Source organism: Burkholderia sp. BCC1640 (assembly GCF_902833125.1).
In the GTDB taxonomy this organism is placed as follows: domain Bacteria; phylum Pseudomonadota; class Gammaproteobacteria; order Burkholderiales; family Burkholderiaceae; genus Burkholderia; species Burkholderia diffusa.
The window spans coordinates 24,571-49,490 of record NZ_CADFEF010000011.1; the positions used below are offsets into that span (position 1 = coordinate 24,571).

The 24,920-nt window shown below is 67.4% G+C and carries 27 protein-coding genes; 17 read left to right on the top strand and 10 right to left on the bottom strand.

Translation table 11 applies throughout. The annotated features are described in order from the left end of the window. Window positions 1–12: 12 nt before the first annotated feature. A complete protein-coding gene (locus HWX25_RS14020) occupies window positions 13–948 on the top strand; it encodes an SPFH domain-containing protein (protein ID WP_059817728.1) in 936 nt (311 codons plus the stop codon). A gap of 225 nt (window positions 949–1,173) precedes the next feature. On the opposite strand, the gene smpB is transcribed toward HWX25_RS14020, so the two are convergent. After that, entirely contained in the window at window positions 1,174–1,620 is a 447-nt protein-coding gene (gene smpB, locus HWX25_RS14025) for an SsrA-binding protein SmpB (protein ID WP_050012888.1), read from the bottom strand. A gap of 98 nt (window positions 1,621–1,718) precedes the next feature. Here smpB and HWX25_RS14030 point away from each other — a divergent pair, with 98 nt between their 5' ends. Together HWX25_RS14030 and HWX25_RS14035 are read left to right on the top strand one after the other, a co-directional pair. Beyond that, complete coding sequence (locus HWX25_RS14030; protein ID WP_059529356.1) at window positions 1,719–2,156, top strand: type II toxin-antitoxin system RatA family toxin; 438 nt, start codon at window positions 1,719–1,721, stop codon at window positions 2,154–2,156. 4 nt (window positions 2,157–2,160) lie between these two features. Further along, window positions 2,161–2,484, top strand: a complete 324-nt coding sequence (locus tag HWX25_RS14035) for an RnfH family protein (protein ID WP_059450006.1) — start codon at window positions 2,161–2,163, stop codon at window positions 2,482–2,484. Between the two features lie 64 nt (window positions 2,485–2,548). Here the strand turns inward: HWX25_RS14035 and HWX25_RS14040 are convergent, their stop codons facing one another. From HWX25_RS14040 to HWX25_RS14050, 3 genes are all read right to left on the bottom strand, one after another. After that, window positions 2,549–3,532: a DMT family transporter gene (locus HWX25_RS14040; RefSeq protein ID WP_175908864.1), complete on the bottom strand. Its 984-nt coding sequence runs from the start codon at window positions 3,530–3,532 to the stop codon at window positions 2,549–2,551. A 182-nt stretch (window positions 3,533–3,714) separates the two neighbouring features. After that, complete coding sequence (locus HWX25_RS14045) at window positions 3,715–4,398, bottom strand: glutamine cyclotransferase (RefSeq protein ID WP_059817724.1); 684 nt, start codon at window positions 4,396–4,398, stop codon at window positions 3,715–3,717. Window positions 4,399–4,428: 30 nt separating this feature from the next. Beyond that, entirely contained in the window at window positions 4,429–5,649 is a 1,221-nt protein-coding gene (locus HWX25_RS14050) for a helix-turn-helix domain-containing protein (RefSeq protein WP_175908865.1), read from the bottom strand. Window positions 5,650–5,762: 113 nt separating this feature from the next. Here HWX25_RS14050 and HWX25_RS14055 point away from each other — a divergent pair, with 113 nt between their 5' ends. The 5 genes from HWX25_RS14055 to guaA all read left to right on the top strand — a co-directional run bounded on the left by HWX25_RS14055 (window position 5,763) and on the right by guaA (window position 11,446). After that, window positions 5,763–6,530 (top strand): DUF899 domain-containing protein, encoded by a 768-nt coding sequence (locus HWX25_RS14055; RefSeq protein ID WP_175908866.1) that lies wholly within the window; start codon window positions 5,763–5,765, stop codon window positions 6,528–6,530. A gap of 30 nt (window positions 6,531–6,560) precedes the next feature. Next, window positions 6,561–7,388 (top strand): DUF2182 domain-containing protein, encoded by an 828-nt coding sequence (locus HWX25_RS14060; RefSeq protein ID WP_175908867.1) that lies wholly within the window; start codon window positions 6,561–6,563, stop codon window positions 7,386–7,388. Window positions 7,389–7,664: 276 nt separating this feature from the next. Continuing rightward, window positions 7,665–9,125 (top strand): IMP dehydrogenase, encoded by a 1,461-nt coding sequence (gene guaB, locus HWX25_RS14065; protein ID WP_059464274.1) that lies wholly within the window; start codon window positions 7,665–7,667, stop codon window positions 9,123–9,125. A 6-nt stretch (window positions 9,126–9,131) separates the two neighbouring features. Continuing rightward, window positions 9,132–9,719 carry a hypothetical protein gene (locus HWX25_RS14070; protein WP_175908868.1) on the top strand — a complete coding sequence of 196 codons (588 nt, stop codon included), beginning with the start codon at window positions 9,132–9,134 and terminating at the stop codon, window positions 9,717–9,719. Window positions 9,720–9,826: 107 nt separating this feature from the next. Beyond that, the gene (gene guaA, locus HWX25_RS14075) at window positions 9,827–11,446 is read left to right on the top strand and encodes a glutamine-hydrolyzing GMP synthase (RefSeq protein ID WP_059529378.1); all 1,620 of its coding nucleotides are present in this window, start codon (window positions 9,827–9,829) and stop codon (window positions 11,444–11,446) included. Window positions 11,447–11,631: 185 nt separating this feature from the next. Here the strand turns inward: guaA and HWX25_RS14080 are convergent, their stop codons facing one another. The 6 genes from HWX25_RS14080 to HWX25_RS14105 form a co-directional block, all read right to left on the bottom strand. Then, the gene (locus tag HWX25_RS14080; RefSeq protein WP_175908869.1) at window positions 11,632–11,973 is read right to left on the bottom strand and encodes a gamma-butyrobetaine hydroxylase-like domain-containing protein; all 342 of its coding nucleotides are present in this window, start codon (window positions 11,971–11,973) and stop codon (window positions 11,632–11,634) included. Next, window positions 11,970–12,965: a HEAT repeat domain-containing protein gene (locus HWX25_RS14085; RefSeq protein WP_175908870.1), complete on the bottom strand. Its 996-nt coding sequence runs from the start codon at window positions 12,963–12,965 to the stop codon at window positions 11,970–11,972. Before HWX25_RS14085 ends, HWX25_RS14080 begins: the two co-directional genes overlap by 4 nt. Window positions 12,966–12,982: 17 nt before the next feature. After that, complete coding sequence (locus HWX25_RS33725; protein WP_279610115.1) at window positions 12,983–13,105, bottom strand: hypothetical protein; 123 nt, start codon at window positions 13,103–13,105, stop codon at window positions 12,983–12,985. A 64-nt stretch (window positions 13,106–13,169) separates the two neighbouring features. Then, window positions 13,170–13,415 carry a ferredoxin family protein gene (locus HWX25_RS14095; protein ID WP_059529554.1) on the bottom strand — a complete coding sequence of 82 codons (246 nt, stop codon included), beginning with the start codon at window positions 13,413–13,415 and terminating at the stop codon, window positions 13,170–13,172. A gap of 17 nt (window positions 13,416–13,432) precedes the next feature. Next, window positions 13,433–15,172 (bottom strand): fumarate reductase/succinate dehydrogenase flavoprotein subunit, encoded by a 1,740-nt coding sequence (locus HWX25_RS14100; protein WP_175908871.1) that lies wholly within the window; start codon window positions 15,170–15,172, stop codon window positions 13,433–13,435. Then, on the bottom strand, window positions 15,169–15,939 hold the full coding sequence (locus tag HWX25_RS14105) for a GntR family transcriptional regulator (protein WP_059529561.1): 771 nt from the start codon (window positions 15,937–15,939) through the stop codon (window positions 15,169–15,171). Before HWX25_RS14105 ends, HWX25_RS14100 begins: the two co-directional genes overlap by 4 nt. A gap of 307 nt (window positions 15,940–16,246) precedes the next feature. On the opposite strand from HWX25_RS14105, the gene HWX25_RS14110 reads away from it, so the two are divergent. The 9 genes from HWX25_RS14110 to uraD all read left to right on the top strand — a co-directional run bounded on the left by HWX25_RS14110 (window position 16,247) and on the right by uraD (window position 24,871). Continuing rightward, window positions 16,247–17,464 carry an MFS transporter gene (locus HWX25_RS14110; RefSeq protein ID WP_175908872.1) on the top strand — a complete coding sequence of 406 codons (1,218 nt, stop codon included), beginning with the start codon at window positions 16,247–16,249 and terminating at the stop codon, window positions 17,462–17,464. A 273-nt stretch (window positions 17,465–17,737) separates the two neighbouring features. Then, entirely contained in the window at window positions 17,738–18,139 is a 402-nt protein-coding gene (locus HWX25_RS14115; RefSeq protein WP_009694817.1) for a DnaJ family domain-containing protein, read from the top strand. Beyond that, window positions 18,136–18,717 carry a tRNA adenosine(34) deaminase TadA gene (tadA, locus tag HWX25_RS14120; protein ID WP_175908873.1) on the top strand — a complete coding sequence of 194 codons (582 nt, stop codon included), beginning with the start codon at window positions 18,136–18,138 and terminating at the stop codon, window positions 18,715–18,717. Before HWX25_RS14115 ends, tadA begins: the two co-directional genes overlap by 4 nt. Window positions 18,718–18,822: 105 nt before the next feature. After that, window positions 18,823–19,761: a muramoyltetrapeptide carboxypeptidase gene (gene ldcA, locus HWX25_RS14125; RefSeq protein ID WP_059529569.1), complete on the top strand. Its 939-nt coding sequence runs from the start codon at window positions 18,823–18,825 to the stop codon at window positions 19,759–19,761. Window positions 19,762–20,069: 308 nt separating this feature from the next. After that, window positions 20,070–20,774 (top strand): GntR family transcriptional regulator, encoded by a 705-nt coding sequence (locus HWX25_RS14130; protein WP_059599950.1) that lies wholly within the window; start codon window positions 20,070–20,072, stop codon window positions 20,772–20,774. Window positions 20,775–20,923: 149 nt separating this feature from the next. Further along, window positions 20,924–22,408, top strand: a complete 1,485-nt coding sequence (locus HWX25_RS14135; protein WP_059817697.1) for an NCS1 family nucleobase:cation symporter-1 — start codon at window positions 20,924–20,926, stop codon at window positions 22,406–22,408. 10 nt (window positions 22,409–22,418) lie between these two features. Further along, window positions 22,419–23,249, top strand: coding sequence for an aspartate/glutamate racemase family protein (locus tag HWX25_RS14140; protein WP_175908874.1), 831 nt, complete (start codon window positions 22,419–22,421; stop codon window positions 23,247–23,249). Between the two features lie 150 nt (window positions 23,250–23,399). After that, complete coding sequence (puuE, locus tag HWX25_RS14145) at window positions 23,400–24,353, top strand: allantoinase PuuE (protein WP_175908875.1); 954 nt, start codon at window positions 23,400–23,402, stop codon at window positions 24,351–24,353. Continuing rightward, a complete protein-coding gene (uraD, locus tag HWX25_RS14150) occupies window positions 24,350–24,871 on the top strand; it encodes a 2-oxo-4-hydroxy-4-carboxy-5-ureidoimidazoline decarboxylase (RefSeq protein WP_059693513.1) in 522 nt (173 codons plus the stop codon). The genes puuE and uraD overlap by 4 nt, the downstream gene beginning before the upstream one ends. Window positions 24,872–24,920: the final 49 nt, after the last annotated feature.

Here is a 24,920-nt window from a genome sequence, read left to right on the forward strand (position 1 = left end):
AGAGAACATTTCATGGATTCGCTGATCATCTGGGTCGTCCTGCTCGTCATCGCCATCGTGATCGTGTCGAAGACGGTGAAGATCGTCCCGCAGCAGCATGCGTGGGTGCTCGAACGCTTCGGGCGCTATCACGCGACGCTGTCGCCCGGTCTCAATATCGTGCTGCCGTTCGTCGACCGGATCGCCTACCGGCATGTGCTGAAGGAAATTCCGCTCGACGTGCCGAGCCAGGTCTGCATCACGCGCGACAACACGCAGCTGCAGGTCGACGGCGTGCTGTACTTCCAGGTGACCGATCCGATGAAGGCGTCGTACGGATCGAGCAACTTCGTGCTCGCGATCACCCAGCTCGCGCAGACGACGCTACGGTCGGTGGTCGGCAAGCTCGAACTCGACAAGACCTTCGAGGAACGCGACTTCATCAACCACAACATCGTGTCGGCGCTCGACCAGGCTGCCGCGAACTGGGGTGTGAAAGTGCTGCGTTACGAGATCAAAGACCTGACGCCGCCGAAGGAAATCCTGCACGCGATGCAGGCACAGATCACCGCCGAGCGGGAAAAGCGCGCGCTGATCGCCGCATCCGAAGGCCGCAAGCAGGAGCAGATCAACCTCGCGTCGGGCGCGCGCGAGGCGGCGATCCAGAAGTCGGAAGGCGAGCGGCAAGCCGCGATCAACCAGGCGCAGGGCGAGGCGGCCGCGATTCTCGCGGTGGCCGAGGCGAACGCGCAGGCCATCCAGAAGATCGCGAACGCGATCCAGTCGCAGGGCGGGATGGATGCTGTGAACCTGAAGGTCGCCGAGCAGTACGTCGGCGCGTTCTCGAACCTCGCGAAACAGGGCAATACGCTGATCGTGCCGGCGAACCTGTCGGATCTCGGCACCGCGATCGCGTCGGCGCTGACGATCGTCAAGAACGCGACGCCAGCCGCGGGCGGAAAGGGTTGAGCGCACGCGCGGCTCGGTGAGCCGTCCGGCCGTTGCGTGCGGCCGGCGTGCGGCGAATCGTCGCGCCATGGAATCGCGATCCTGCTCGCATGACGATAAGCGGCGCAGGGTTTCATCAGGAACCGTGAGCGGCTGCTCGATCGGCGCATCGACGCATCGCGGCTCACAAAAGCACACGGCCCGCTTCGAGCGGGCCGTGTCGTTTGCGATGCGGGATGTTGCGCGTCAGGTACCGGCGCGCATGATGCGGGCCTTTTCGCGCTCCCAGTCGCGTTTCTTCTCGGTTTCGCGCTTGTCGTGCAACTTCTTGCCCTTCGCGAGCGCGATGTCGCATTTCACGCGACCGCCCTTGTAGTGGAAGTTCAGCGGCACGAGTGTGTAGCCGCGCTGTTCGACCTTGCCGATCAGTTTCTTGATTTCGTCGCGATGCAGCAGCAGTTTGCGCGTGCGGACCGGATCGGGCTTGATGTGCGTCGAGGCTTCGGGCAGCGGGCTGATGTGGGTGCCGATCAGGAAGATCTCGGCGTTCTTGACCACGACGTAGCCTTCCTTGATCTGGCCGCGCCCGGCGCGCAGCGCCTTGACTTCCCAGCCCTCGAGCACGAGCCCCGCCTCGTAGCGTTCCTCGATGTGATAATCGAAGTGCGCTTTCCTGTTGTCGATGATGCTCATGAAAGGATCGGGCCAACTCGTTTAAAATCACGATTTTAGCAAAGCGGGGCGAGAATCGCCCGGCTTGCGTTCTTACCTCGAGCGATGCCGCGCGATTTATGGCAGATGTCCAGAAAACCGTATTGATCCGTCATTCGGCGGAACAGATGTTCGACCTCGTCACCGACGTGGCCGATTACCCCAATTTCCTGCCCTGGTGCGGCGGCGTCGAGATTCGCCGTCAGGACGACAGCGGGATGGAAGCGCGCATCGACATCAACTTCAAGGGCATCAAGCAGCATTTCGCGACGCGCAACACGCAGCAGCGCCCGACACGGATCGACATGGAGTTCGCGGACGGCCCGTTCCGGAAGTTCACGGGTTCGTGGCGCTTCATCCCGCTGCGCTCCGACGCATGCAAGATCGAATTTGCGTTGCACTACGAGTTCTCGAGCATCCTGCTCGAAAAGATCATCGGGCCGGTGTTCAGCCATATCGCGAACACGTTCGTCGATTCGTTCGTCAAGCGCGCCGACCAGCGCTACGGGAAGGGGTGACGCGATGCTGTCGATCGAAGTCTGTTACGCGCTGCCGGATCGCCAGACGCTGATTCCGGTGTCGCTGCCCGAAGGCGCGACCGTGCGCGCGGCCATCGATGCGAGCGGCGTGCTCGCGCTGCACCCGGAAATCGACCTCGCGCACGCAAAAACCGGCGTGTTCGGCAAGCTCGCGCCGCTCGACGCGCCGCTCGCCGATCATGATCGTGTCGAGATCTACCGCCCGTTGATCGTCGATCCGAAGCTCGCGCGCCAGCGGCGCGTCGACAAGACCCGCCGCGAGGGCTCCATCGAGGGCCGCAAGTGGATGCACAAGGACGCGCGCTGACGCATCGCGCCAGCATCGCTCCATTTCCTTTTGTCCCGATTCGTCAGACCAGGCTTGCCCGCGCTCAGTGGGCCGTGATGTTCGCGTTCGCGGCTGCACGGCCGGGCGTCTTGCCGCTCGCGTGCGTGTCGCCGTGCCGGCGCACCGACCCGTACACGCCCGCCAGCAGCAGCGCGAGCGCTGAGATTTCGAGCACGCGCGGCATCCGGTGGTCGTAGACGAATGCGTAGAGCATCGCGAACACGGTCTCGAACACGATCAGCTGGCCGGACAGCGTGAGCGGCAGCCGCTTCGATGCCGCGTTCCACAGCCCGTTGCCGAGCCACGACGCGCCGATCGCGAGCGCGAGGTTCAGCAGCCAGAACAGTTGCCAGCGCGACGCCGGGACTGCCGCCTGGACCGTGCCGGCCGGCAGCGCGAGGATCGCGACCCAGCAGAGGCCGCCGATCAGGCCCGTTACGACACCCCACAGCACCGACCATTCGTTGCCGCCGAAATGATGGTGGCGCTGCAGGTAGCGCGTATTCGCGACCGCGTACCAGGTCCAGCTCGCGAGCGCGCCGGTTGCGCACGCGATGCCGGCGAGCTTCTGGCCGAGCGTCGTCGCATGCGCGGCTTCCGATGTGAAGAGGTCGACGTTGATGCAGACGATGCCGGCGATCACCAGCGCGAGCGGGGCGACGAGGCGCCGCAGCGGCATCGCGCCTTGGTCGCCAAGGCCGGCGAGCGTGACGGTCACGGGCAGCACGCCGACGATCAGCGAGCTGGGCGCGATGCCGATCAGGTGCACGGCGCCGGACAGCAGCATGTAGTACGCGACGTTGCCGATCAGCGCGAGCTTCGCGAGCGCGACGAGATCCTCGCGGGTCAGCCGCACGAGCAGCGAACGGGCGGCCGGCAGCGCCGCCGCCAGCGACACGAGGCCGTACATCGCGTAGCGGCCCGCGCTCAGCAGCAGCGGCGAGAAGTCGGTCATCAGCCGCGGCACGAGAAAGACCATCCCCCACAACGCGCCCGCAAGGACGCCATACACCACACCGCGCTGCATCGACTGCTCCGAACGAATGACTGACGAGCGCGCATCTTAACGACGGCGGCGCGGCAGCGTCTTGTTCATTCCTGCACTCGGGGAGCGGACGCGGTTCGGTATCGGCTGAGATCGCCATCGCGATTCGTTTCGGCGTTGACCGGGGATGGCGGCGGGCCGGGTGGCCCGTCGATGATCGGCGATCAGCGCTCGACCGGTTCGGATGCCGCCGCACTGTCGCCCTCCGCGCGTGCTCGCGCAGGACGCCGCACGGCGCGCAGCTTGCCGCTGTTGCCGCCGCCGCAGTAGAAGAGGTCGCGACCGTCGGATTCCAGCCCCGACACACCGACACCGGGCGGCATGTCGACCTGTTCGAGCACCTGGCCGGTGCGCGGGTCGATTCTCCGCAACGCGCTCTCGTCCGCTTCCCAGGTGCCGTGCCACAGCTCGCCGTCGACCCACGTCACGCCGGTGACGAAGCGGTTCGACTCGATCGTGCGCAGCACGGCGCCCGATTGCGGATCCACCTGATGAATCTTGCGCTCGCGATACTGGCCGACCCACAGCGTACCTTCGGCCCACGCGAGCCCCGAATCCGCGCCGCCGCCGGGCGCGGGGATCGTCGCGAGCACGCGGCCCGAATCGGGATCGATCTTCTCGATGCGGTCCTCGACGATCTGAAACAGATGACGCCCGTCGAACGCGGTGCCTGCGTGTGCGGCGACGTCGAGTGCGCGCACGGTCGTGCCGCGTTCCGGATCGAGCGCGTTCAGTTTGTCGCCGGACGCGAACCAGACGCGCTGTCCGTCGAACGTGACGCCGTGCACGCCGTCGACGCCCGGAAACGGGCCGTATTCGCGGAGGATGTCTGCGGTGGAGCGTTTCATGTCGGTCACCTCGTCGTTGGTGTGCCCATCCTAGTCGCCAGGCAGCGGTGCGGGGAGTAACAAGGTCGTCGCGAATCCGGGTAGCGGCGGTGTCATCCAGCGGCGCGCGCGACCGCGGCCGAGCGCCTGCACCTTGTCCGCTTCGGCGAGCGCGTCGAGCGCGCGCTGCACGGTGCGCTGGCTCGCGCCGAGCGCGAGCGCCAGCGCGGAGCTCGACCAGGCCTCGCCGTCCGCGAGCAGCGCGAGCACGGCCGCATGGCGATCGTCGACCGGACGCGCGAGCACGACGGTCTCGTGTGGGCCGAGCGGCTCGAGCGCGAAGCCGCGCGGCGTCGCGGTGACGTTCGCGAGCGGGCGCAGCATCGCGCGCAAGCGGCCGATCTCGACGCGCAGGCGTGCGCGATGCGATTCGTCCGCGTGTCTCGCGCGAAACGCCGCGGCGACGAGCGCGTTTCTCGACACGTCGCCGGGCCACGCCTCGCCCAGCGCGCGGGCGAGCACGAACAGCACCGGGCGGCGCGCGAGCGACACGGTCGTGCGTGCGTCGCGCACGGCGTGGCGGCATGCATCGACGACCAGCGCATTCGATTCCAGCAGCGCCTCGACCTCGTCGAGCAGCACGAGCCGCGACGCACCGCGCGCGATGAGCCGCGCGGCCGGCGTATCCAGCATGCGTGCGGCCGTCTCGACTTCGGCCGTCAGCGCGGCGATGCCGGCGTCCTGTGCGGCCGCGCGGGCACGGGCGAGTGCCGTGCGCGCGAAGTGCGGGCGGATGCGGCGCATCGCGATGCCGGCCGCGATCAGTTCATGGGCTGCGCGCGATGCGGCTGGCAGTGGTGCGGGATCGAGGTTCGCGAGCTGCCGTTCGGCATCGTCGACGTGCCCGATCAGCAGCAGCCGGCGCACGCCGAGATAGCGCGCATGCGCGGCGTTCGCGCGGTCGCCGTGTGCGTCGAGCGTCGCGCAGGCGGTTTCGAGGGCGCGCGACGGCCAGCCGAGGTCGCGGGACGCCAGCGCGATTTCGGCTTCCGCGACGACGCAGCGCGCCCGCGCGACCGCTTCCTTTGCGCCGAACGCACGTGCCGCACCGCGCACGAGCGCCCGCGCGCGCTCGAAATCGCCGAGTTGCGCCATCGCGATTCCGCGCAACGCGAGCGCCGACGCGTCGTCGCGCAGTGCGACGCGGTTCAGCGCGCCGAGCGGGTCGCCCGCCGCGAGCGCCCGCGCGGCGGCCGTGATCAGCGAATCCATCCGAATCCCGACACAGTTGTCACTCCCTCCGGTCCGATGCCCGGTCCTAATCTAGCACCACGCACACGGCAGAGGCGCCGTGCCCGGATATCCATCGAAAGGAGGAACCTGCAATGACGAACCATCTCACCGGAACACGCGCGGAATGGCTGACTGCGCGCCGCGCGCTGCTCGATGCGGAAAAGGCATTGACGCGGCAAAGCGACGAACTCGCGCGACGGCGCCAGGCGCTGCCGTGGGTGCGCGTCGAAAAGGCCTACCGGTTCGACACCGAGGACGGCCCGGCGACGCTCGACGACCTGTTCGGCGGCCGTTCGCAACTGCTCGTCTACCACTTCATGTTCGGCCCCGACTACAAGGCCGGCTGCCCGTCGTGCTCGGCGCTCGCCGACGGTTTCGACGGTTTTGCGGTCCACCTCGCGAACCACGACGTGACGCTCGCGGCGGTGTCGCGCGCGCCGCTCGCGAAGCTGCTCGCGTACCGGCAGCGGATGGGCTGGCACTTTCCGTGGGCGTCTTCCGACGGCGGCGAGTTCAATTTCGACTTCAACGTATCGTTCACCGAAACGCAGCAACGCACCGGCGACGTCGAATACAACTATGCGCGAGCCGGCCACGCGATGGACATGGACCCGCCGCCGGCGGCCGTCGCCCAGTTCGCGGCGACCTGCGGCACCGACGCCGCCACGTATGCGCGCGACCGGCCGGGGATGAGTGCGTTCGTGCGCGAGGATGGCGTCGTCTATCACACGTATTCGACGTACGCACGCGGGCTCGACGGGCTGTGGGGGATGTACCAGTGGCTCGATCGTGCGCCGCTCGGGCGCAACGAGACGGGCGTGTGGTGGCGCCGCCATGACGAGTATGCTGCGCGCGGCTGAGCGCGCGCCGGCGAGCGGCGGGAGCGGGCAATGAGCGCCACGACGAAACCGGCTGCGACCGGCGCGCCGGGCAGTGGCCGGCGGGCATTCGGCGCCGCGCTCGTCGCGGTATTTGGCGCCGGCGTCTGGGCGACGCTCGCGCAGCACGCATCGATGGACGCGATGGGCGGCATGCCGATGGCGGGTGGCTGGACGTTGTCGGCTGGATGGCTCCGGCCGTGCGGATGGCAGGCAGGGCGCGCGTTCGCCGCGTTCGCAGGCATGTGGGGCGCGATGACGGTGACGATGATGCTGCCGGTGCTGGCGCCGGTGCTCTGGCGATACCGGCGGAGCCTCGGCCCGTTGGGCGAGGCGCGCGCGGGGTGGTTGGTCGCGGTCGCGGGCGCCGGGTATTTCTCCGCGTGGATGGCGCTCGGCGCGCTGGTGTTTCCTGGCGGCACCGCACTGGCGGCGGTCGCCGCGCGGTTGCCCGCGCTCGCCGCCGCGATGCCGTTCGCGTCCGGCACGGTCGTGCTCGGCGCGGGCGTGCTGCAGTTGTCCGGCTGGAAGGCGCGCCGGCTCGCTTGCTGCCGGCATGCACCGGACGACGCATGTGCGCGGCGGGCGGGAGTCGCGGCCGCGGTTGCTTGGTGGTACGGCGTGCGAGCCGCGCTACGTTGCGGCGCCTGCTGCGGGAACCTGATGGCCGTTGCTCTGGCGACCGGCATGATGGATCTACGCGTGATGGCCCTCGTGACCGGGGCGATCGCCGCCGAGCGGCTGGCGCCGGGCGGCGAGCGCGTTGCCCGGATCGTCGGCGGCGGCGCGATCGGTGTCGGCGCGGCGATGATCGCGTGCGCCGCGGTCGGGCAGACCTAGCGGCGCCCGGGGCCACATGGAGGTGCCGAGCGGGGCTGGCCGAGGCCCCGCCGGAAGGGCCGCCGTCGTGCGGCCACGACGTGCGATCGGCCCGATTCCGGCCGACTGCGCGAATGGGTCGATGCGGGGGTGAAACGAAAGGCGATCGAAAACGAACCGAACGGCGATCCGAACGATTCGGCCCCCGAACGCTTGAAAACGCCTAACCCGTTGTTCGTGTTGTGAAAATTCGCGGCGCTTCGCGTATAATTCGCTTTTGCGCCCATAGGATTTGCCATGCGTCTGATCCAAAAAGCACTCACTTTCGATGATGTGCTCCTCGTTCCCGCCTTCTCCGACGTTCTCCCGCGCGACACCAGCCTGAAGACCAAGCTGACCCGCAACATCTCCCTGAACATGCCGCTCGTGTCCGCCGCGATGGACACGGTCACCGAAGGTCGCCTCGCGATCGCGATGGCGCAGCAGGGTGGTGTGGGTATCGTCCACAAGAACCTCACGCCGGCCGAGCAGGCCCGCGAGGTCGCGAAGGTCAAGCGTTTCGAATCGGGCGTCGTGCGCGACCCGATCACGGTTCCGCCGCAGATGAAGGTGCGCGACGTGATCGCGCTGTCGCGTCAGCATGGCATCTCGGGCTTCCCGGTCGTGGAAGGCCCGCAACTCGTCGGCATCGTCACGAACCGCGACCTGCGTTTCGAATCGCGCCTCGACGAACCGGTCAAGTCGATCATGACGCCGCGCGAGCGCCTCGTCACGGTCAAGGAAGGCACGCCGCTCGCCGAAGCGAAGGCGCTGATGCACAGCCACCGCCTCGAGCGCGTGCTGGTCGTCAACGACGCGTTCGAACTGCGCGGCCTGATGACCGTCAAGGACATCACCAAGCAGACCGAACACCCGGATGCGTGCAAGGACGAACACGGCAAGCTGCGCGCAGGCGCGGCGGTCGGCGTCGGCCCGGACAACGAAGAGCGCGTCGAGCTGCTGGTGCAGGCCGGCGTCGACGTGATCGTCGTCGATACCGCGCACGGTCACAGCAAGGGCGTGCTCGAGCGCGTGCGCTGGGTCAAGCAGAACTTCCCGCACGTCGAGGTGATCGGCGGCAACATCGCGACGGCAGCCGCCGCGAAGGCGCTCGTCGAATACGGCGCGGACGCGGTCAAGGTCGGCATCGGCCCGGGCTCGATCTGCACGACGCGGATCGTCGCGGGCGTTGGCGTGCCGCAGATCAGCGCGATCGCGAACGTCGCGGAAGCGCTGAAGGGCACCGGCGTGCCGTGCATCGCCGACGGCGGCGTGCGTTTCTCGGGCGACGTGTCGAAGGCCCTCGCGGCCGGCGCGAACGCGGTGATGATGGGTAGCATGTTCGCGGGCACCGAAGAGGCGCCGGGCGACGTGTTCCTGTATCAGGGCCGCCAGTACAAGTCGTACCGCGGCATGGGTTCGGTCGGCGCGATGAAGGACGGCGCGGCAGACCGCTACTTCCAGGACAACTCGGCGAATATCGACAAGCTCGTGCCGGAAGGCATCGAAGGCCGCGTCGCGTACAAGGGTTCGGTCAACGCGATCCTGTTCCAGCTGGTCGGCGGCGTGCGCGCGAGCATGGGCTACTGCGGCTGCCGCACGATCGACGAGCTGCATGACAAGGCCGAATTCGTCCAGATCACCGCGGCGGGCATGCGCGAGTCGCACGTGCATGACGTGCAGATCACGAAGGAAGCACCGAACTACCACGTGGACTGATCGCCGATGAAACCGTTGCTGCGAGCCGTGCTGATCGTCGATGCCGTGCTGCTGCTGGCGTTCGGCGTGCTGTTCGTGCTGACGCCCTGGCAGGCGCTGTTCAACGCGCTGCAGCTGGCGAACATCCAGCCGGCGATGCTCGGCCAGGCGTTCGGCATCGCGCTGCTCGGCCTCGCGTGGCTCGCGTTCCATGCGGCGGTCAACGGCGATCTCACGGCGCCCGTCGCGCGTGCGGTCGGCCATGTGAACTGGCTGATCGGCGTGCTGGCGGTGGTGTGGTCGTTCGGCACCGGCAACGGTCCCGCGCTCGCGGCCGCCGGCCGCGTGCTGTCGGCGATGGCCGGTGTCGCGTTGATCGTGCTCGGTGTCGGCGGCGTACGCCTCGCCTCGGCCGTGCGGCGGCGCGAGAAGGCGCAGGCGCTCGAGGCACGGGACGCGCAGCGTCCGGCCACACCGGCGCCGGCCTCCGCCCCGCAGCAACGGGTCGAACCGGTCGTCGGCCGTCCGGCGGCGCCGTCGGCAGCCACGCCGGCCGAATCCGACCGATTGTCAGGCAGCGTCGCGTTCGACGCACGCCCGCCGTCGCAGGATTGACCGGCGATGCGTCGCGCGCGCCGCCTGCCGCCCGACGCCGTTGTCCATGCTATTGACGCAGCGCTTCATGCGCTGCTTTTCTTATTCTCTTCATCCTGTCCGCAGCCATGCACGACAAAATCCTGATTCTCGACTTCGGTTCGCAAGTCACCCAACTGATCGCGCGCCGCGTGCGCGAAGCGCACGTCTACTGCGAAATCCATCCGAACGACGTGTCCGACGACTTCGTCCGCGAGTTCGCGCCGAAGGCGGTGATCCTGTCGGGCAGCCATGCGAGCACGTACGAAGACCACCAGCTGCGTGCGCCGCAGGCCGTATGGGATCTCGGTGTGCCGGTGCTCGGCATCTGCTACGGCATGCAGACGATGGCCGTGCAGCTTGGCGGCAAGGTCGAGTGGAGCGACCATCGCGAATTCGGCTACGCGGAAATGCGCGCGCACGGCCATACGCGCCTGTTCGACGGCATCGAGGATTTCAAGACGGCCGAAGGCCACGGGATGCTGAAGGTCTGGATGAGCCACGGCGACAAGGTTGCCGAGTTGCCGCCGGGCTTCGCGCTGATGGCGTCGACGCCGAGCTGCCCGATCGCCGGCATGGCCGACGAGGCGCGTGGTTACTACGCGGTGCAGTTCCACCCGGAAGTCACGCACACGGTGAAGGGCCGCCAGATCATCGAACGCTTCGTGCTGCAGATCGCCGGCGCGAAGCCCGACTGGATCATGAAGAACCACATCGAGGAAGCCGTCGCGAAGATCCGCGAGCAGGTCGGTGACGAGGAAGTGATTCTCGGCCTGTCGGGCGGGGTGGATTCGAGCGTCGCGGCGGCGCTGATCCATCGCGCGATCGGCGACCAGCTCACCTGCGTGTTCGTCGACCACGGCCTGCTGCGCTTGAACGAAGGCAAGATGGTGCTCGACATGTTCGAGGGCCGCCTGCATGCGAAGGTCGTGCACGTCGACGCGTCCGAGCAGTTCCTCGGCCATCTGGCCGGCGTGACCGATCCGGAAGCGAAGCGCAAGATCATCGGCCGCGAGTTCGTCGAAGTGTTCCAGGCGGAAGCGAAGAAGCTTTCGAAGGCGAAGTGGCTCGCACAGGGCACGATCTATCCGGACGTGGTCGAGTCGGGCGGCACGAAGACGAAGAAGGCGACGACGATCAAGAGCCACCACAACGTCGGCGGCCTGCCGGAAACGCTCGGCCTGAAGCTGCTCGAGCCGCTGCGCGACCTGTTCAAGGACGAAGTGCGCGAACTGGGCGTCGCGCTCGGCCTGCCGCCGGAGATGGTGTACCGACATCCGTTCCCGGGCCCGGGCCTCGGCGTGCGGATTCTCGGCGAAGTGAAGCGCGAATACGCGGACCTGCTGCGTCGCGCGGATGCGATCTTCATCGAGGAACTGCGCGGCACGACCGCCACCGCGCAGGACGCGGCAGCGGGCCTGTGCGGCGAGGCCGACGTCGGCAAGACCTGGTACGACCTGACGAGCCAGGCGTTCGCGGTGTTCCTGCCGGTGAAGTCGGTCGGCGTGATGGGCGATGGCCGCACGTACGACTACGTGACGTCGCTGCGCGCGGTGCAGACCACCGACTTCATGACCGCGCACTGGGCGCACCTGCCGTACGCGCTGCTCGGCCGCGCGTCGAACCGGATCATCAACGAGGTGCGCGGGATCAACCGCGTGGTGTACGACATCTCGGGCAAGCCGCCGGCGACGATCGAGTGGGAATGATCCGGCGCCGGGGCGTGCCTCGGTAGCGGACCACGGCATCTGACGATGCGGACGCCCGGCAGGGATGACCTGCCGGGCGTTGTCGTTTGTGCGATCGGCGAGTGACGGGCGCACGGAAGCCGTGTAAGTCGCCGTCTGATACGAGACCGAAACGGGCGGCCCGATGCGAGTCGATTCGTCGACGCTCAGTCCGCTGGTCGTCTGAACGCGAGCACATCGCGCGATGCGATGCCCGCATCCGACTCGTCTCCGCTCAGTTCCGCCAGATATGGCCACGGATAGATGCCGCGCGCGTGACCGTCGCCGAACAGCAGGCGGATGCCGTAACCTGCCGCTTCCACGCCGTTCAGCGTCAGGTCGAGCGGCGCGTCGACCTGCCTGCCGTCGAGCCGGATCTTCCGGCACGCGGCGCACGGACAATCGCCGCGCAACCTCGCAAAGCCGATACGCTGCGTGGTGCCGTCCGGCCAGCACAGCGTCAACGCACGAGTCGCATGATCGAGACGAATCTCGGCCGGCGGCGTCATCGTGCATCTCCTCCAATCTGCGCGATGGCGATCCGCACGGCCTTGCGTACTTCGGGATCGCGATCGTCCAGTGCGTCGTGCAGCGCGGGCAGCGTCGCGGGATCGCGCAGTTCGCCGAGCGCGAGTGCGGCCTCCTTGCGCAGGTTGCTGATCGCATGCGACAGCAGCGCGGCGACGGCCGGCGCCGCGGCGGCGTCGCGCAATTGCCCGAGTGCGCGCACCGCACGCAAGCGCACCTGCCAGTAATCGTCATCGAGCGCGGCGACGAGCGGCACGCGTGCGATCGAGACACGCAGCTTGCCGAGCGTCGCGGCCGCTTCCTCGCGTACCTGCCATTCGGCGTCGCGCAGCGCGGCAAGCAACGCGTTGGCGATGGCCGTATCGCCGGACGCCGCGAACCCGACCGCGCCGACCGCGATGCGCCGCACGTCCGCATGCGTGTCGGTCGTGGCGATGCGTGCGAGTGGCGACAACGCGCGGACGTCCTTGAGCCAGCCAAGCACGGCGACGGCTTCGGCGCGCACGGCTGCCTCCGGCGCGTCGAGCGCGTGCAACGCAGGCGCGAACGCGTCGGGGTCGCGCAGTTCGCGCAGCGCGCGCAACGCGGCGCCGCGCACGAACGGCTCGGCGTGTTCGGCCCAGCGGCACAGCACCGCACCGGACGCGACATCCTTCAGTTCGGACAGGCTGCGTGCCGCGGTCGCGCGCACGTCGTCGTCCGGATCGAGCAGCGCGTGGCACAGCGTGTCGACGACGTCGGGCTGCTCCCAGGCGGCGAGCACGCGCGCCGCTTCGCCGCGCACGTCGGCGGCCGGATCGTCGCGCAGTGCCGCAACGAAGATCGGCACGAAATCGGGATCCTCGAGATCGGCGAGTTCGAGCAGCGCGATACGGCGCACGGATGCGTCGGGCGCCGCAACACGCGCGACGAGCGCGGCAAGGTCTGAAGTGTGCGCGTCACGTAGAGGGAAAGCAGGAGAGGAAGCGGTCATGGGCAAAATCCGGAGCATTAACGATGCGTAAGAGGCGTGACGAACAACACGATCGCGCCGATCCGCGACCCAATGGCGCGCAGCAGCGTCTGCAACATGCGGCGCCTCTGCGTGTCGAGCACGCCGAACGATTCATCCATCAGCAGCATGCGCGGCCGGATGATCGGCGCACGCGCGATGTCGACGCACGGGCGGTCCGTCGGGTCAGCGCAGCAGGTACGGAATATCGACCTTGACCGCGCCGGTCGGGCAGTCGCGTTCGCACGGCATGCAGTACCAGCATTCGTCGAACTGCATGTAGGCCTTGCCTTTGGTCACGTCGATCGCGAGCAGGTCGAGCGGGCATACGTCGACGCAGACGGTGCAGCCCTTGTCGGCGATGCAGCGATCCTCGTCGATCGTCACGGGCGCGCTGCTGCGCAGAAAGATGTCTTGCGGGGTATGGGGCACGGTCAGGCTCCTCGGAGTCAGAGGGCGGCCGCGAGGGCGGCCGGTTCGCGGATGCGCAGGTGCGCGTAGGCGCTGCGTTCGTCGTCGGCGAGCGGCACGACATAGGGCTCGACCGGCCGCTTCTCGCTACGCATCGCGCCGTCGGCATCCTTGCGCAACCATGTGTGGCAGAACCATTCGGCGTCGTCGCGATGCGGAAAATCGACGCGATGGTGATATAGCCCCCAGCGGCTCTCGGTGCGGAACAGCGATGCACGCGCGGCCATTTCGGCACAGTCGCGGATCGCGCGCACTTCGGCCGCGCGCATCAGTTCATGAGGGTGGTTCGCCTTGAGTTCTTCGATATCCTCAATAATGGCGTCAAAACGTTGCAGCCCGATTTCCATCTTGCGCGTCACCTTCGGCGGTTGCAGATAATCGTTCACCATGCGGCGCAGCTTGTATTCGACCTGCGCCGGCGCGAGGCCATGCTCGCGCGTGAGCGGCGCGAGCACGCGGGTGCGTTCGGCCGCGACCTGTTGGTCGTCCACCGGCGCGTGATCGCGGCCGGCCACGTAGTCGGCCGCGTTCTGCCCGGCGAACCAGCCGTAGGTGAATGCGCCGAGCATGTAGTTGTGCGGGACGGCCGCCATGTCGCCGGCCGCGTAGAGCCCCGGCACGGTCGTTTCGGCGCGGGCGTTCACGTACACGCCGGACGCGCTGTGGCCGCTGCAGAAGCCGATCTCGGAGATGTGCATCTCGACCATCTGGTGCCGGTAGTCGGTGCCGCGTCCTGCGTGGAAGCGACCGCGGCTCGGCCGCTCGTTCGTGTGCAGGATCTGCTCGATGGTCTGGATCGTTTCCTCCGCGAGGTGGTCGAGCTTCAGGAACACCGGGCCGTTTCCGCTTTGCAGCTCCTGGTAGAACTCCCACATCATCTGGCCGCTCCAGTAGTCGCACTCGATGAAGCGTTCGCCCTTGCCGTTCGCGGTGAAACCGCCGAGCGGGCCGGTCACGTACGCGCACGCCGGACCGTTGTAGTCCTTGATCAGCGGATTGATCTGGAAGCATTCGAGGTTCGCGAGCGCCGCGCCGGCGTGGTACGCCATCGCGTAGCCGTCGCCCGCGTTGGTCGGGTTTTCGTACGTGCCCATCAGGTATCCGGACGCCGGCAGGCCGAGACGGCCGGCGGCGCCGCGGCACAGGATCACGGCCTTCGCGCGGATCACGTGAAAATCGGCCGTGCGGCAGTCGAAGCCGAGCACGCCGCTCGCGCGGCCTTGCGCGTCGGTCAGCACGCGCGTCGCGACGATCCTGTTCGTGATCGCGATGCGGGCACGTTTCAACTGCCGGTACAGCACCTTCTTGATGTCGTGACCTTCCGGCATCGGCAGCACGTACGAACCCATGTGGTGGACCTTCTTCACCGCGTAGTCGCCGGTGCCGTCCTTTTCGAACTTCACGCCCCAGCGGTCGAGTTGCTCGATCGTCGCGAAGCTGTGCGTCGCATACGCATAAACGGCTTCCTGGTCGACGATCCCGTCGTTGGCGATCGTGATTTCGCGCGTGTACTGCTCGGGCGTCGCGTGGCCGGGAATCACCGCGTTGTTCAGGCCGTCCATCCCCATCGAGATCGCGCCGCTGCGCTTCACGTTGGCCTTCTCCAGCAGCAGCACGCGCAGCGACGGATCGCGCTCCTTCGCCTTGATCGCCGCCATCGGGCCGGCCGTGCCGCCGCCGACCACGACGATGTCGTATTCGAGTACATGGGTGTTCATTGCGGATTCCTTAATGGTTGGTGCGTCTTCTGCCGGTCGATGCGCAGCCGATACTGGAACGCGTCGCCGCGGAAGTAGAGGTGTTCGTAGTCGATTGGCGCACCGGACGCGTCGTGCGTCAGGCGCTCGATCCGCAGCACGGGGCTGCTTTCCTCGACGCGCAGCGCATCGACGATTTCATCGTCGGCGAGGATTGCGTCGATCGACACGTCGGCGTGACCGAGCGGCACGCCGCAGTCGTTCTCGAGAATCAGGAAGATGTCGCGGGTTGCAAGATCGGCGCCCGCGAGCCGCTTGCCGAGCGCCGCGGGCACCCACGTCTGCTCGAGCGACACGGGCTCGCGGTTCAGCAGCCGCACGCGGCGGATCTCGACAAGCGGCGCGCCTTCCGGCACGTTCAGCTTCGTCGCGAGATGGCGGTCGGCCTTCACGGTGCGAAAGCTGCGCAACTGGTTGACGATCTCGTAGCCCATCGACGACATCGCCTCGGCGAAGCCCTGCAGCGACGTCACGTTCTGGAACGCCTTCGGCTTCGACACGAACGTGCCCTTGCCGTGCAGCCTGAACAGCAAGCCTTCCTTCTGCAGGTCGCCGAGTGCCTGGCGCACCGTGATGCGGCTCACGTCGAACATCGCGCAGAGTTCGTGCTCGGACGGCATCCTGCTGTGCGGCGCATAAGTGCCGTCGAGGATGCGCGTGCGCAGCGTGTCCTTGATCTGCACGTAGAGCGGGGCCGCCGATAGCGGCACGACGTTGGATGAGGTCATCGGTCAACTTGTCATGACAAGAGGACTCGAGTGTAGTGAGCGCGCTCGCGCGCCCAAACCAACGATTTCTGATTTCGACTTTCCGATTCCGGAAAAGCGAGGGCGGTTGCGTGGCCGAGCTTCGTCCGGATCTGCCTCTTGTCGGCTGCCCGAATCGGCAGACAATCGGAGATTCGCGCTCGCATGTGCCGTGCATGTCGATTTCACGCCGCGTCGTTCGTCGTATCGATGTCGACCGGATTCGCGACGGCGTCCGCAGTCCGGTTCCGCATCAACGCCTGACCGACAGAGAGAAAGGAGGTGCCAGATGCCTGATTCCCGCTATCGCTGGATGATCGTCGCCGCGGGCGGCCTGATGGGCTGCATCGCGATCGGCGCGATGTTTTCGCTGCCCGTGTTCCTGCGGGCCATCGCACGCGACACCGGCTGGTCGATGACCGGCATTTCCGCCGCGATGACGCTCGGCTTCATCGCGATGGCCTTCGCGAGCATCGGCTGGGGCAGCCTGTCGGACCGGATCGGCACGCGTGCGGTGGTCGTGACGGGCGCCATGCTGCTGTCGGCGAGCCTGGCGCTTGCGAGCCGAGCGCCGTCGCTGCTCGCGTTCCAGCTGATTTTCGGGCTGGCCGTCGGCAGCGCGACCGCCGCGGTGTTCGCGCCGATGATGGCCTGCGTGACGGGCTGGTTCGACACGCACCGCAGTCTCGCGGTGTCGCTGGTGTCGGCCGGCATGGGCATGGCGCCGATGACGATGTCGCCGCTGGCGGCGTGGCTCGTGTCGGGCCACGGCTGGCGCACGTCGATGCTGCTGATCGCCGCGCTCGCGGCCGCCGTGATGATTCCGGCGTCGCTGCTCGTGCGCCGCGCCCCCGCGCTCGACGGGCCGCACGCCGAGCCGGCGCCGGCCGGCGGGCCCGGGGCCGCGCCGCTGTCGGTCGGCGGCGCGCTGCGTTCGCCGCAGTTCATCGTGCTGTTGCTGACCAACTTCTTCTGCTGCGCGACGCATTCCGGCCCGATCTTCCATACGGTCAGCTACGCGGTGACGTGCGGAATTCCGTTGATCGTCGCGGTATCGATCTACAGCGTCGAGGGGCTTGCCGGCATGGGCGGGCGCATCGCGTTCGGGCTGTTGGGCGACCGCCTCGGTGCGAAACGCATGCTGGTGGCGGGGCTGCTCGCGCAGGCGCTCGGGGCGCTCGGCTATTACTTCGTGCGCACGCTCGACGGGTTCTACGCGGTCGCGATGCTGTTCGGTTTCATCTATGCGGGCGTGATGCCGCTCTATGCGGTGCTCGCGCGCGAGAACTTCCCGCTGCGGATGATGGGCACCGTGATCGGCGGCTGCGCGATGGCCGGCAGCCTTGGGATGGCGGCCGGGCCGGTCGCGGGCGGTTTGATCGTCGATGCGCTGGGCAGCTATGGCTGGCTGTACCTCGGATCGTTCGCGATCGGCATCGGCGCGTTCCTCGTCGCGATGATGTTCCGGCCGTTTCCGAAGGCGCGGTCGCACGTGGTCGCCGCATGACCCGGCAGTCGCGAAACGGCGATTTCTGTGGGATGACGAACGCTGATCGACCCGGACGAAAATAAAAAAACAGGGCCGGACGTCGCCCGCGCAGACGACGCGAAATCGGCGCGGAGCCTGCTGCGGCGCAGCACAGCGGCAAGTCGTGGCGATCGGCGCGCTTGCGCGCCGATTCGGCCCCTAAAAACACAATATCGAGCATACCTTCGAAGGGCCTGTCATACGCACGTCACCCTGCTAGAATTCGGCTGCCGCATTTGTTCCGATTGACTGATGAGATTGCTTGACGCACTGGTCGAACAACGCATTGCCGCCGCCGCCGCGCGGGGCGAGTTCGACGATTTGCCGGGTACCGGCGCGCCGCAGGCGCTGGATGACGACCTGCTCGTACCCGAGGAGGTGCGGGTGGCCAACCGTATCCTGAAGAATGCGGGCTTCGTGCCGCCGGCCGTCGAGCAACTGCGCGCGCTGCGCAACCTGCAGGACGAACTGCAGGCGGTCAGCGATCGTGCCGCGCGCTGCCGGCTGCAGGCGAAGATCCTCGCCCTCGACATGGCGCTCGAATCGCTGCGCGGCGGCCCGATGGTGATGCCGCGCGACTATTGCCGGCGCATCGCGGAACGTCTGTGCGAGCGCGGGCTCGACGACGCGTCCGCCGAAGCGGGGCCGATGTGAGCGCCGACGCGCTGCATGACGCCGCAGCCGGATCGGCCGCAGCTCCCGATTCCCCCATTCCCGAAGCCGTGCCCGTGTCGGCGCGCGACCTGCATTTCATGCGGCTCGCGCAGGCCGCCGCAGAAGAGGCGCGCGCGGCCGGCGAAGTGCCGGTCGGCGCGGTGCTCGTGCGGGGCGACGAAGTGATCGCACGCGGCTTCAACCATCCGATCGGCGGGCACGATCCGTCGGCCCATGCGGAAATGGCCGCGTTGCGCATGGCTGCGCAGCATTTGCAGAATTACAGGATGCCCGGCTGCGAGCTGTACGTGACGCTCGAGCCGTGCCTGATGTGCGCGGGCGCGATCATGCACGCGCGCATCGCGCGAGTCGTCTACGGCGCCGCCGATCCGAAGACGGGCGCGTGCGGCAGCGTGATCGACGCGTTCGCGAATCCTCAGCTCAACCACCATACCGACGTGACCGGCGGCGTGCTCGCCGACGAGTGCGGCGCCGCGCTGAAGTCGTTCTTCGCGGAGCGCCGTCGTGCGCTGCGTGAGGCGCGGCTCGCACGCGACGCCGAATCCGGCGCGCCGTAACCCCTGCCGCGCCCGTCGCCCGGAGCGGGGCGGGCAGCACGGATCCGTGAACCGGAGACGGTTCGGACCCTCTAAGCAGGTTTGACGATCCCGATACCTTTCGCCATGTCCCTCCAGCCCGCTGCGTCCTACACCATCCGCCTGCTGGCGCCGTCCGGCTATCCGCACGACCCCGATGCGATCAACCGCGCGCTCGAGCGCTTGAGCGGCTCGCAACATCGCATCGAGAACATCGAGGCGACGCAACGCCGCTTCCAGCGATTCGGCGGCACCGACGGCGAGCGGGCCGGCGACCTGAACCGCCTCGCGGATCCGGAGCGCGCGCTGCCGGACATCGCACTCGCGGTGCGCGGCGGCTACGGCGCCGCACGCATCCTGCACGGGCTCGACTATCGCGGGCTCGAGCGCCGCCTGCGCGACCAGCCGATCGCGCTCGTCGGCCACAGCGACTTCACCGCGATCCAGCTTGCGCTGTACGCAAAGGCGCGCATCAAGACGTTCGGCGGCCCGATGCTGTCGGCCGACTTCGGCGCGGAAACGCCGAGCGATTTCACGATGCAGCACTTCTGGCGGACGTTGTCGCAGCCGACCACGACGATCATCGCCGAGGCGCCGCAGGTGCAGACCGTGAACGTGACGGGCACGCTGTGGGGCGGCAACCTGGCGATCCTCACATCGCTCGTCGGCACGCCTTACATGCCCGACATCGAGGGCGGCATCCTGTTCGTCGAGGACGTCAACGAGCAGCCGTTCCGGATCGAACGGATGATCTACCAGTTGCACCTGTCGGGCGTGCTCGCGCGCCAGCAGGCGCTCGTGCTCGGCCAGTTCACGGGTGCGCGGCCGTTCGAGTACGACAACGGCTACGACATGCAGGCGATGATCGACCAGGTGCGCTCCGTGGTCGGCATTCCGGTCGTTACGGGTTTGCAGTTCGGCCACGTTCCCGACCTGCTGACGTTGCCGTTCGGTGCGCAGGCGCAGCTCGTCGCGAATGCGCATGGTTTCCGGCTTACGCTGTCGGACTATCCGCATCTCGGCTGAGCCGGGCAGGGACGATCGAAAGGCGGGGCTTTCCGCCTTTTTCTTTAAGTAAACGCGCAACTAACGGTCATAAATTTTTGTCACCGTCGATCGGGTTGGCGGCATCGCGTGCACCAGTTTTGTCAACAAAATGACCGGAAGGGTATACACCGTAAGCCGCCATGGGAAAGCAGTAGAGGCTTGTCATGCCTGGATTTGGTGTGCCGCGCACCGCGCTGACACAGGGGAATGCACGCAGATTGTGCGCATTCCGGGAAAAGAATTGTTGACAATCTTTATGTCCGTCCTAGGATGAGGACCATCACGCGATGCAGAACATGAACGACTCCGATACCCATCCGTCCGGCGCTGCCGGTCCCGAAGCGATCGCCGAGCGGATCCGCACGGCGATCCTCGAGCATCGGCTCGCGCCCGGCGCGAAGCTGACGGAGGCGCAGCTCTGCGACGTGTTCGGGGTGAAGCGCGGAACGATCCGGCAGGCGCTCTCGCAGCTCGCGGCCGACAAGCTGGTCGATCTCGAGCCGAATCGCGGTGCGTTCGTCGCGAGTCCGACGTTGCAGGACGTGCACGAGGTGTTCGAGATGCGCCGGATCATCGAGCTGGCGGTCGTCGAGCGACTCGCGACGGGGCCGGGCGCGAAGCGGCTGAAGGGCGTTGCGGCGCTGATCGACAAGGAACGCAAGGCGTTCGAGCGGCACGACTTCGCGGCATGGATCCGCCTGTCGGGCGAATTCCACACGGCGCTCGCGGCGCTGACGGGCAATGCGACGCTCTGCGAGTGCCTCGACGGGCTCGTTGCACGCTCGACGTTGATGTCGGCGCTGTATGAATCGCACGGGCGCAGCCCGTGCTCGTGCGACGACCACGACGAGATCCTGACCGCGCTGGAAGCGGGCGATTCGAAGCGGGCGGTGACGCTGATGGCGCACCACCTGCAGCATGTCGAACTGAAGATGCTGGACCGGCCCGCGCAAGGGCAGGTCGATTTGCGCGAAGTGTTCGGCGGCGCCTGAGCGGCGACGCGAATCCGGCCGCGCGCCACACGACGAGAGCAATGCAGGCCGGCGGTTTGCACCGCCGGCCGCCAGTCCGACTCCGGGCGATGATCCGGAGCGATATTGATGACGGTGGAGCGGCTGGTTGGCCGCGTCAAGGAGAAGTCATGGCTCAGTTCAGTGTGGCGCACGACAGTGCGTATCCGGCGGAAGAAGGCGGCGAGGGCGGCGGGCCCATGTTGCCGGACGGTTACAGTCAACGTTTGTACAACGAAGATTTGGCACCCCTTAAGAATCAGACTTGGGGCGCTTACAACATCTTCGCATTCTGGATGTCGGACGTGCATAGCGTTGGCGGCTACGTGTTCGCGGGCAGCTTGTTCGCGCTCGGGCTGACGAGCTGGCAGGTGCTGATCGCGCTGATCGTCGGCATCACGATCGTGAACCGGCTGTGCAACCTGATCGCGCGGCCGAGCCAGCAGATCGGCGTGCCGTATCCGGTCGCGTGCCGCGCGACGTTCGGCGTGCTCGGCGCGAACGTGCCGGCCGTGATCCGCGGGCTGATCGCGATCGCGTGGTACGGCATCCAGACCTATCTCGCATCCAGCGCGCTCGTGATCGTCGTGCTGAAATTCTTTCCGCAATGGCTGCCGTACGCGGACGTCCATCGCTATGGCTTTCTCGGGCTGTCGGCGGTCGGCTGGGCCGGCTTCATGCTGCTGTGGGTGCTGCAGGCGCTCGTATTCTGGAACGGGATGGAGACGATCAAGAAGTTCATCGACTTCGCGGGCCCGGCCGTATACGTCGTGATGTTCATCCTGGCCGGCTACATGGTGTGGCGCGCGGGCTGGCGCAACATCGGCATCAACCTCGGCGGCGTCAAGTATCACGGAGCGGAAGTGATTCCGGTGATGATCACGGCCGTGTCGCTCGTCGTGTCTTACTTCTCCGGGCCGATGCTCAATTTCGGCGACTTCTCGCGCTACTGCCGCTCGTTCGGCGACGTGAAGCGCGGCAACTTCTGGGGGCTGCCGGTCAACTTCCTCGCGTTCTCGCTCGTCACGGTGATCACCACCGCCGCGACGCTTCCGGTGTTCGGTGAACTCATCACCGATCCCGTCGAGACGGTCGGCCGCATCGACCATCCGACCGCCGTGATCCTCGGTGCGCTGACGTTCACGATCGCGACGATCGGCATCAACATCGTCGCGAACTTCGTGTCGCCCGCGTTCGATTTCTCGAACGTCGCGCCGCGGCTGATCAGCTGGCGCGCGGGCGGAATGCTCGCGGCCGTCGCGTCGATCTTCATCACGCCGTGGAACCTGTTCAACAACCCGGCCGTGATCCACTACACGCTCGACGTGCTCGGCGCGTTCATCGGCCCGCTGTACGGCGTGCTGATCGCCGACTTCTACCTCGTCAAGCGCGGCCGGCTCGTGCGCGACGACCTGTACACGATGTCGGAGCGCGGCACGTACTGGTACACAGGCGGCGTGAACCGCCGCGCACTCGCCGCGCTGCTGCCGGCCGCGGTGATCGCCGTCATCTGCGTGATGGTGCCGGGCTGGCAGGCCGCCGCGAACTTCTCGTGGTTCATCGGCGCGGGGCTCGGTTTCGTGTTCTACCGGCTGCTCGTGAGCACGAAGGCCTGAGGAGCGCGCGATGAAGATCAAGCTGATCAATCCGAACACGACGCAGCGGATGACCGATGCGATGGGCCGCTGCGCGCGTGAAATCGCGGCGGCAGGTACCGAGATCGTCGCGGTGAGCCCGCCGATGGGGCCGCCGTCGATCGAAGGCTATTACGACGAGGCGCTCGCGACGCCCGGGCTTCTGGCCGAGATCGCGCAGGGCGAGCGCGACGGCTGCGACGCATATGTGATCGCATGTTTCGGCGACCCGGGCCTTTATGCGGCGCGCGAACTCGCGCGCGGGCCGGTGATCGGGATCGCCGAGGCGGCGATGCATGCGGCGAGCGTGCTCGCGCCGGGCTTCTCGGTCGTCACGACCCTCGCTCGCACCTGCGGGATGGCGTGGCATCTCGCCGAGCGCTACGGGATGAAGCGGTTCTGCCGCAACGTGCGGGCAACCGACGTCGCGGTGCTCGAACTCGACCGGCCCGGTTCGGCCGCGCGGCGGATCATCGTCGACGAATGCCGGCGCGCGCTCGACGACGACGGCGCCGACGCGATCGTCCTCGGCTGCGCCGGGATGGCCGAATTCGCGCACGAGATCGAGCAGCAGATCGGCGCGCCGGTCGTGGAAGGCGTCACGGCGGCCGTCAAGTGGGCCGAGGCGCTCGTCGCGCTGCGCCTCGCGACCGCGAAGCGCGGCGATTATGCGCGGCCGCTGCCGAAGCGCTACGACGGCGAATTCGCGCGTTTCAGCCCGCCGGAGGACGCGCCCGCGTCGGCCGCCGCCACGGCGCGAAGCGGGAGCGCCGCGTCGGAACCGGTCCCGAATTTGCCGCAACCGCACATACACGCCGTCTGACATGCACTATCTGCGCCGCTGTATGGGCGCGTATGAACGTTTTCGCTACACTGGGCCGTCATCGCATCGGCCCGTGCGGCCGGCCTCCGGCACCCGCGCGGGTCGATGCGAACCCATTACTTCCGCAAGCTTTCGCCGCACTTCGAACCCATGTCACTCGATCCCAACTATCCTCGCGACCTGATCGGCTACGGCCGCCATCCCGTGCAGGCGAACTGGCCCGGGCGTGCCCGCGTCGCCGTGCAATTCGTGCTGAACTACGAGGAGGGCGGCGAGAACTGCGTGCTGCACGGCGACCCGGGCTCCGAGCAGTTCCTGTCCGAAATCGTCGGCGCGGCCGCGTATCCGGACCGCCACATGAGCATGGAATCGATCTACGAATACGGTTCCCGTGCCGGCGTGTGGCGCATCCTGCGCGAATTCGAGAAGCGCGGGCTGCCGCTGACGGTGTTCGGCGTGGGCATGGCGATCGAGCGTCATCCGGAACTCGCGCGCGCATTCGTCGAGCTCGGCCACGAGATCGCGTGCCACGGCTGGCGCTGGATCCACTATCAGAGCATGACGCCCGAGCTCGAGGCCGAGCATATCCGCCTCGGGATGGAAGCGATCGAGCGCGTGACGGGCGAGCGTCCGCTCGGCTGGTACACCGGCCGCGACAGCCCGAACACGCACCGTCTCGTCGCGGAATACGGCGGCTTCCTGTACGACTCCGACAACTACGGCGACGACCTGCCGTTCTGGATGGACGTCGAGGTGTCGGGCGGCGGCACGTCGCCGCAGCTGATCGTCCCGTACACGCTCGATACGAACGACATGCGCTTCGCGACGCCGCAGGGCTTCAACACCGGCGACCACTTCTTCGACTACCTGCGCGACGCGTTCGACGTGCTGTACGCGGAGGGCGACGACGCGCCGAAGATGCTGTCGATCGGCATGCACTGCCGTCTGCTCGGCCGGCCGGGGCGTTTCCGCGGGCTGCAGCGTTTCCTCGATCACATCGAGAAGCACGATCGCGTATGGGTGACGCGCCGTGTCGATATCGCGCGTCATTGGCGTGAACATCATCCGTATCAGCCCAATCATCGAAACGAAGGGAAAGCATGAAGGCGATGCGTTACACGTTGGAGCAACTGAACACGATGGCGCCGAGCGCATTCGTCGCGGCGCTGTCGGGGATCTTCGAACATTCGCCGTGGGTGGCCGAGGTCGCTGCGGGCGAGCGGCCGTTCGCGAGCATCGACGCGCTGCACGAGACGATGTCGAACGCGGTGGAGACGGGCGGCGAAGCGCGCCAGCTCGCATTGATCAACGCTCACCCGGAGCTGGCCGGCAAGGCCGCCGTGCGCGGCGAGCTGACGGCCGAATCGACGCGCGAGCAGAGCGGCGCGGGTCTCGACCAGTGCACGCAGGAAGAGTTCGACAAGCTGCTGACGCTGAACCGCACGTATCGCGAGAAGTTCGGCTTCCCGTTCATCCTCGCGGTGCGCGGCTACGACCGGCACGGCATCATCGCGAACTTCGAGTCGCGCGTGAATCATTCGCGCACCGAGGAACTGCGCGCGAGCCTCGACCAGATCTACCGGATCGCGCGCTTTCGCCTCGACGACCTGATCGACGCCTGACACCTCACGACGGCCTGCTGCGTCGCGGCGGCTGATCGCATCACTGAAA

Bases quoted from the DNA above. Each gene is read 5' to 3' on its own strand.
- HWX25_RS14020 (WP_059817728.1), top strand. From the start codon at position 13: ATGGATTCGCTGATCATCTGGGTCGTCCTGCTCGTCATCGCCATCGTG.
- smpB (WP_050012888.1), bottom strand. From the start codon at position 1,620: ATGAGCATCATCGACAACAGGAAAGCGCACTTCGATTATCACATCGAG.
- HWX25_RS14030 (WP_059529356.1), top strand. From the start codon at position 1,719: ATGGCAGATGTCCAGAAAACCGTATTGATCCGTCATTCGGCGGAACAG.
- HWX25_RS14035 (WP_059450006.1), top strand. From the start codon at position 2,161: ATGCTGTCGATCGAAGTCTGTTACGCGCTGCCGGATCGCCAGACGCTG.
- HWX25_RS14040 (WP_175908864.1), bottom strand. From the start codon at position 3,532: ATGCAGCGCGGTGTGGTGTATGGCGTCCTTGCGGGCGCGTTGTGGGGG.
- HWX25_RS14045 (WP_059817724.1), bottom strand. From the start codon at position 4,398: ATGAAACGCTCCACCGCAGACATCCTCCGCGAATACGGCCCGTTTCCG.
- HWX25_RS14050 (WP_175908865.1), bottom strand. From the start codon at position 5,649: ATGGATTCGCTGATCACGGCCGCCGCGCGGGCGCTCGCGGCGGGCGAC.
- HWX25_RS14055 (WP_175908866.1), top strand. From the start codon at position 5,763: ATGACGAACCATCTCACCGGAACACGCGCGGAATGGCTGACTGCGCGC.
- HWX25_RS14060 (WP_175908867.1), top strand. From the start codon at position 6,561: ATGAGCGCCACGACGAAACCGGCTGCGACCGGCGCGCCGGGCAGTGGC.
- guaB (WP_059464274.1), top strand. From the start codon at position 7,665: ATGCGTCTGATCCAAAAAGCACTCACTTTCGATGATGTGCTCCTCGTT.
- HWX25_RS14070 (WP_175908868.1), top strand. From the start codon at position 9,132: ATGAAACCGTTGCTGCGAGCCGTGCTGATCGTCGATGCCGTGCTGCTG.
- guaA (WP_059529378.1), top strand. From the start codon at position 9,827: ATGCACGACAAAATCCTGATTCTCGACTTCGGTTCGCAAGTCACCCAA.
- HWX25_RS14080 (WP_175908869.1), bottom strand. From the start codon at position 11,973: ATGACGCCGCCGGCCGAGATTCGTCTCGATCATGCGACTCGTGCGTTG.
- HWX25_RS14085 (WP_175908870.1), bottom strand. From the start codon at position 12,965: ATGACCGCTTCCTCTCCTGCTTTCCCTCTACGTGACGCGCACACTTCA.
- HWX25_RS33725 (WP_279610115.1), bottom strand. From the start codon at position 13,105: ATGGATGAATCGTTCGGCGTGCTCGACACGCAGAGGCGCCGCATGTTG.
- HWX25_RS14100 (WP_175908871.1), bottom strand. From the start codon at position 15,172: ATGAACACCCATGTACTCGAATACGACATCGTCGTGGTCGGCGGCGGC.
- HWX25_RS14105 (WP_059529561.1), bottom strand. From the start codon at position 15,939: ATGACCTCATCCAACGTCGTGCCGCTATCGGCGGCCCCGCTCTACGTG.
- HWX25_RS14110 (WP_175908872.1), top strand. From the start codon at position 16,247: ATGCCTGATTCCCGCTATCGCTGGATGATCGTCGCCGCGGGCGGCCTG.
- HWX25_RS14115 (WP_009694817.1), top strand. From the start codon at position 17,738: ATGAGATTGCTTGACGCACTGGTCGAACAACGCATTGCCGCCGCCGCC.
- ldcA (WP_059529569.1), top strand. From the start codon at position 18,823: ATGTCCCTCCAGCCCGCTGCGTCCTACACCATCCGCCTGCTGGCGCCG.
- HWX25_RS14130 (WP_059599950.1), top strand. From the start codon at position 20,070: ATGCAGAACATGAACGACTCCGATACCCATCCGTCCGGCGCTGCCGGT.
- HWX25_RS14135 (WP_059817697.1), top strand. From the start codon at position 20,924: ATGGCTCAGTTCAGTGTGGCGCACGACAGTGCGTATCCGGCGGAAGAA.
- HWX25_RS14140 (WP_175908874.1), top strand. From the start codon at position 22,419: ATGAAGATCAAGCTGATCAATCCGAACACGACGCAGCGGATGACCGAT.
- puuE (WP_175908875.1), top strand. From the start codon at position 23,400: ATGTCACTCGATCCCAACTATCCTCGCGACCTGATCGGCTACGGCCGC.
- uraD (WP_059693513.1), top strand. From the start codon at position 24,350: ATGAAGGCGATGCGTTACACGTTGGAGCAACTGAACACGATGGCGCCG.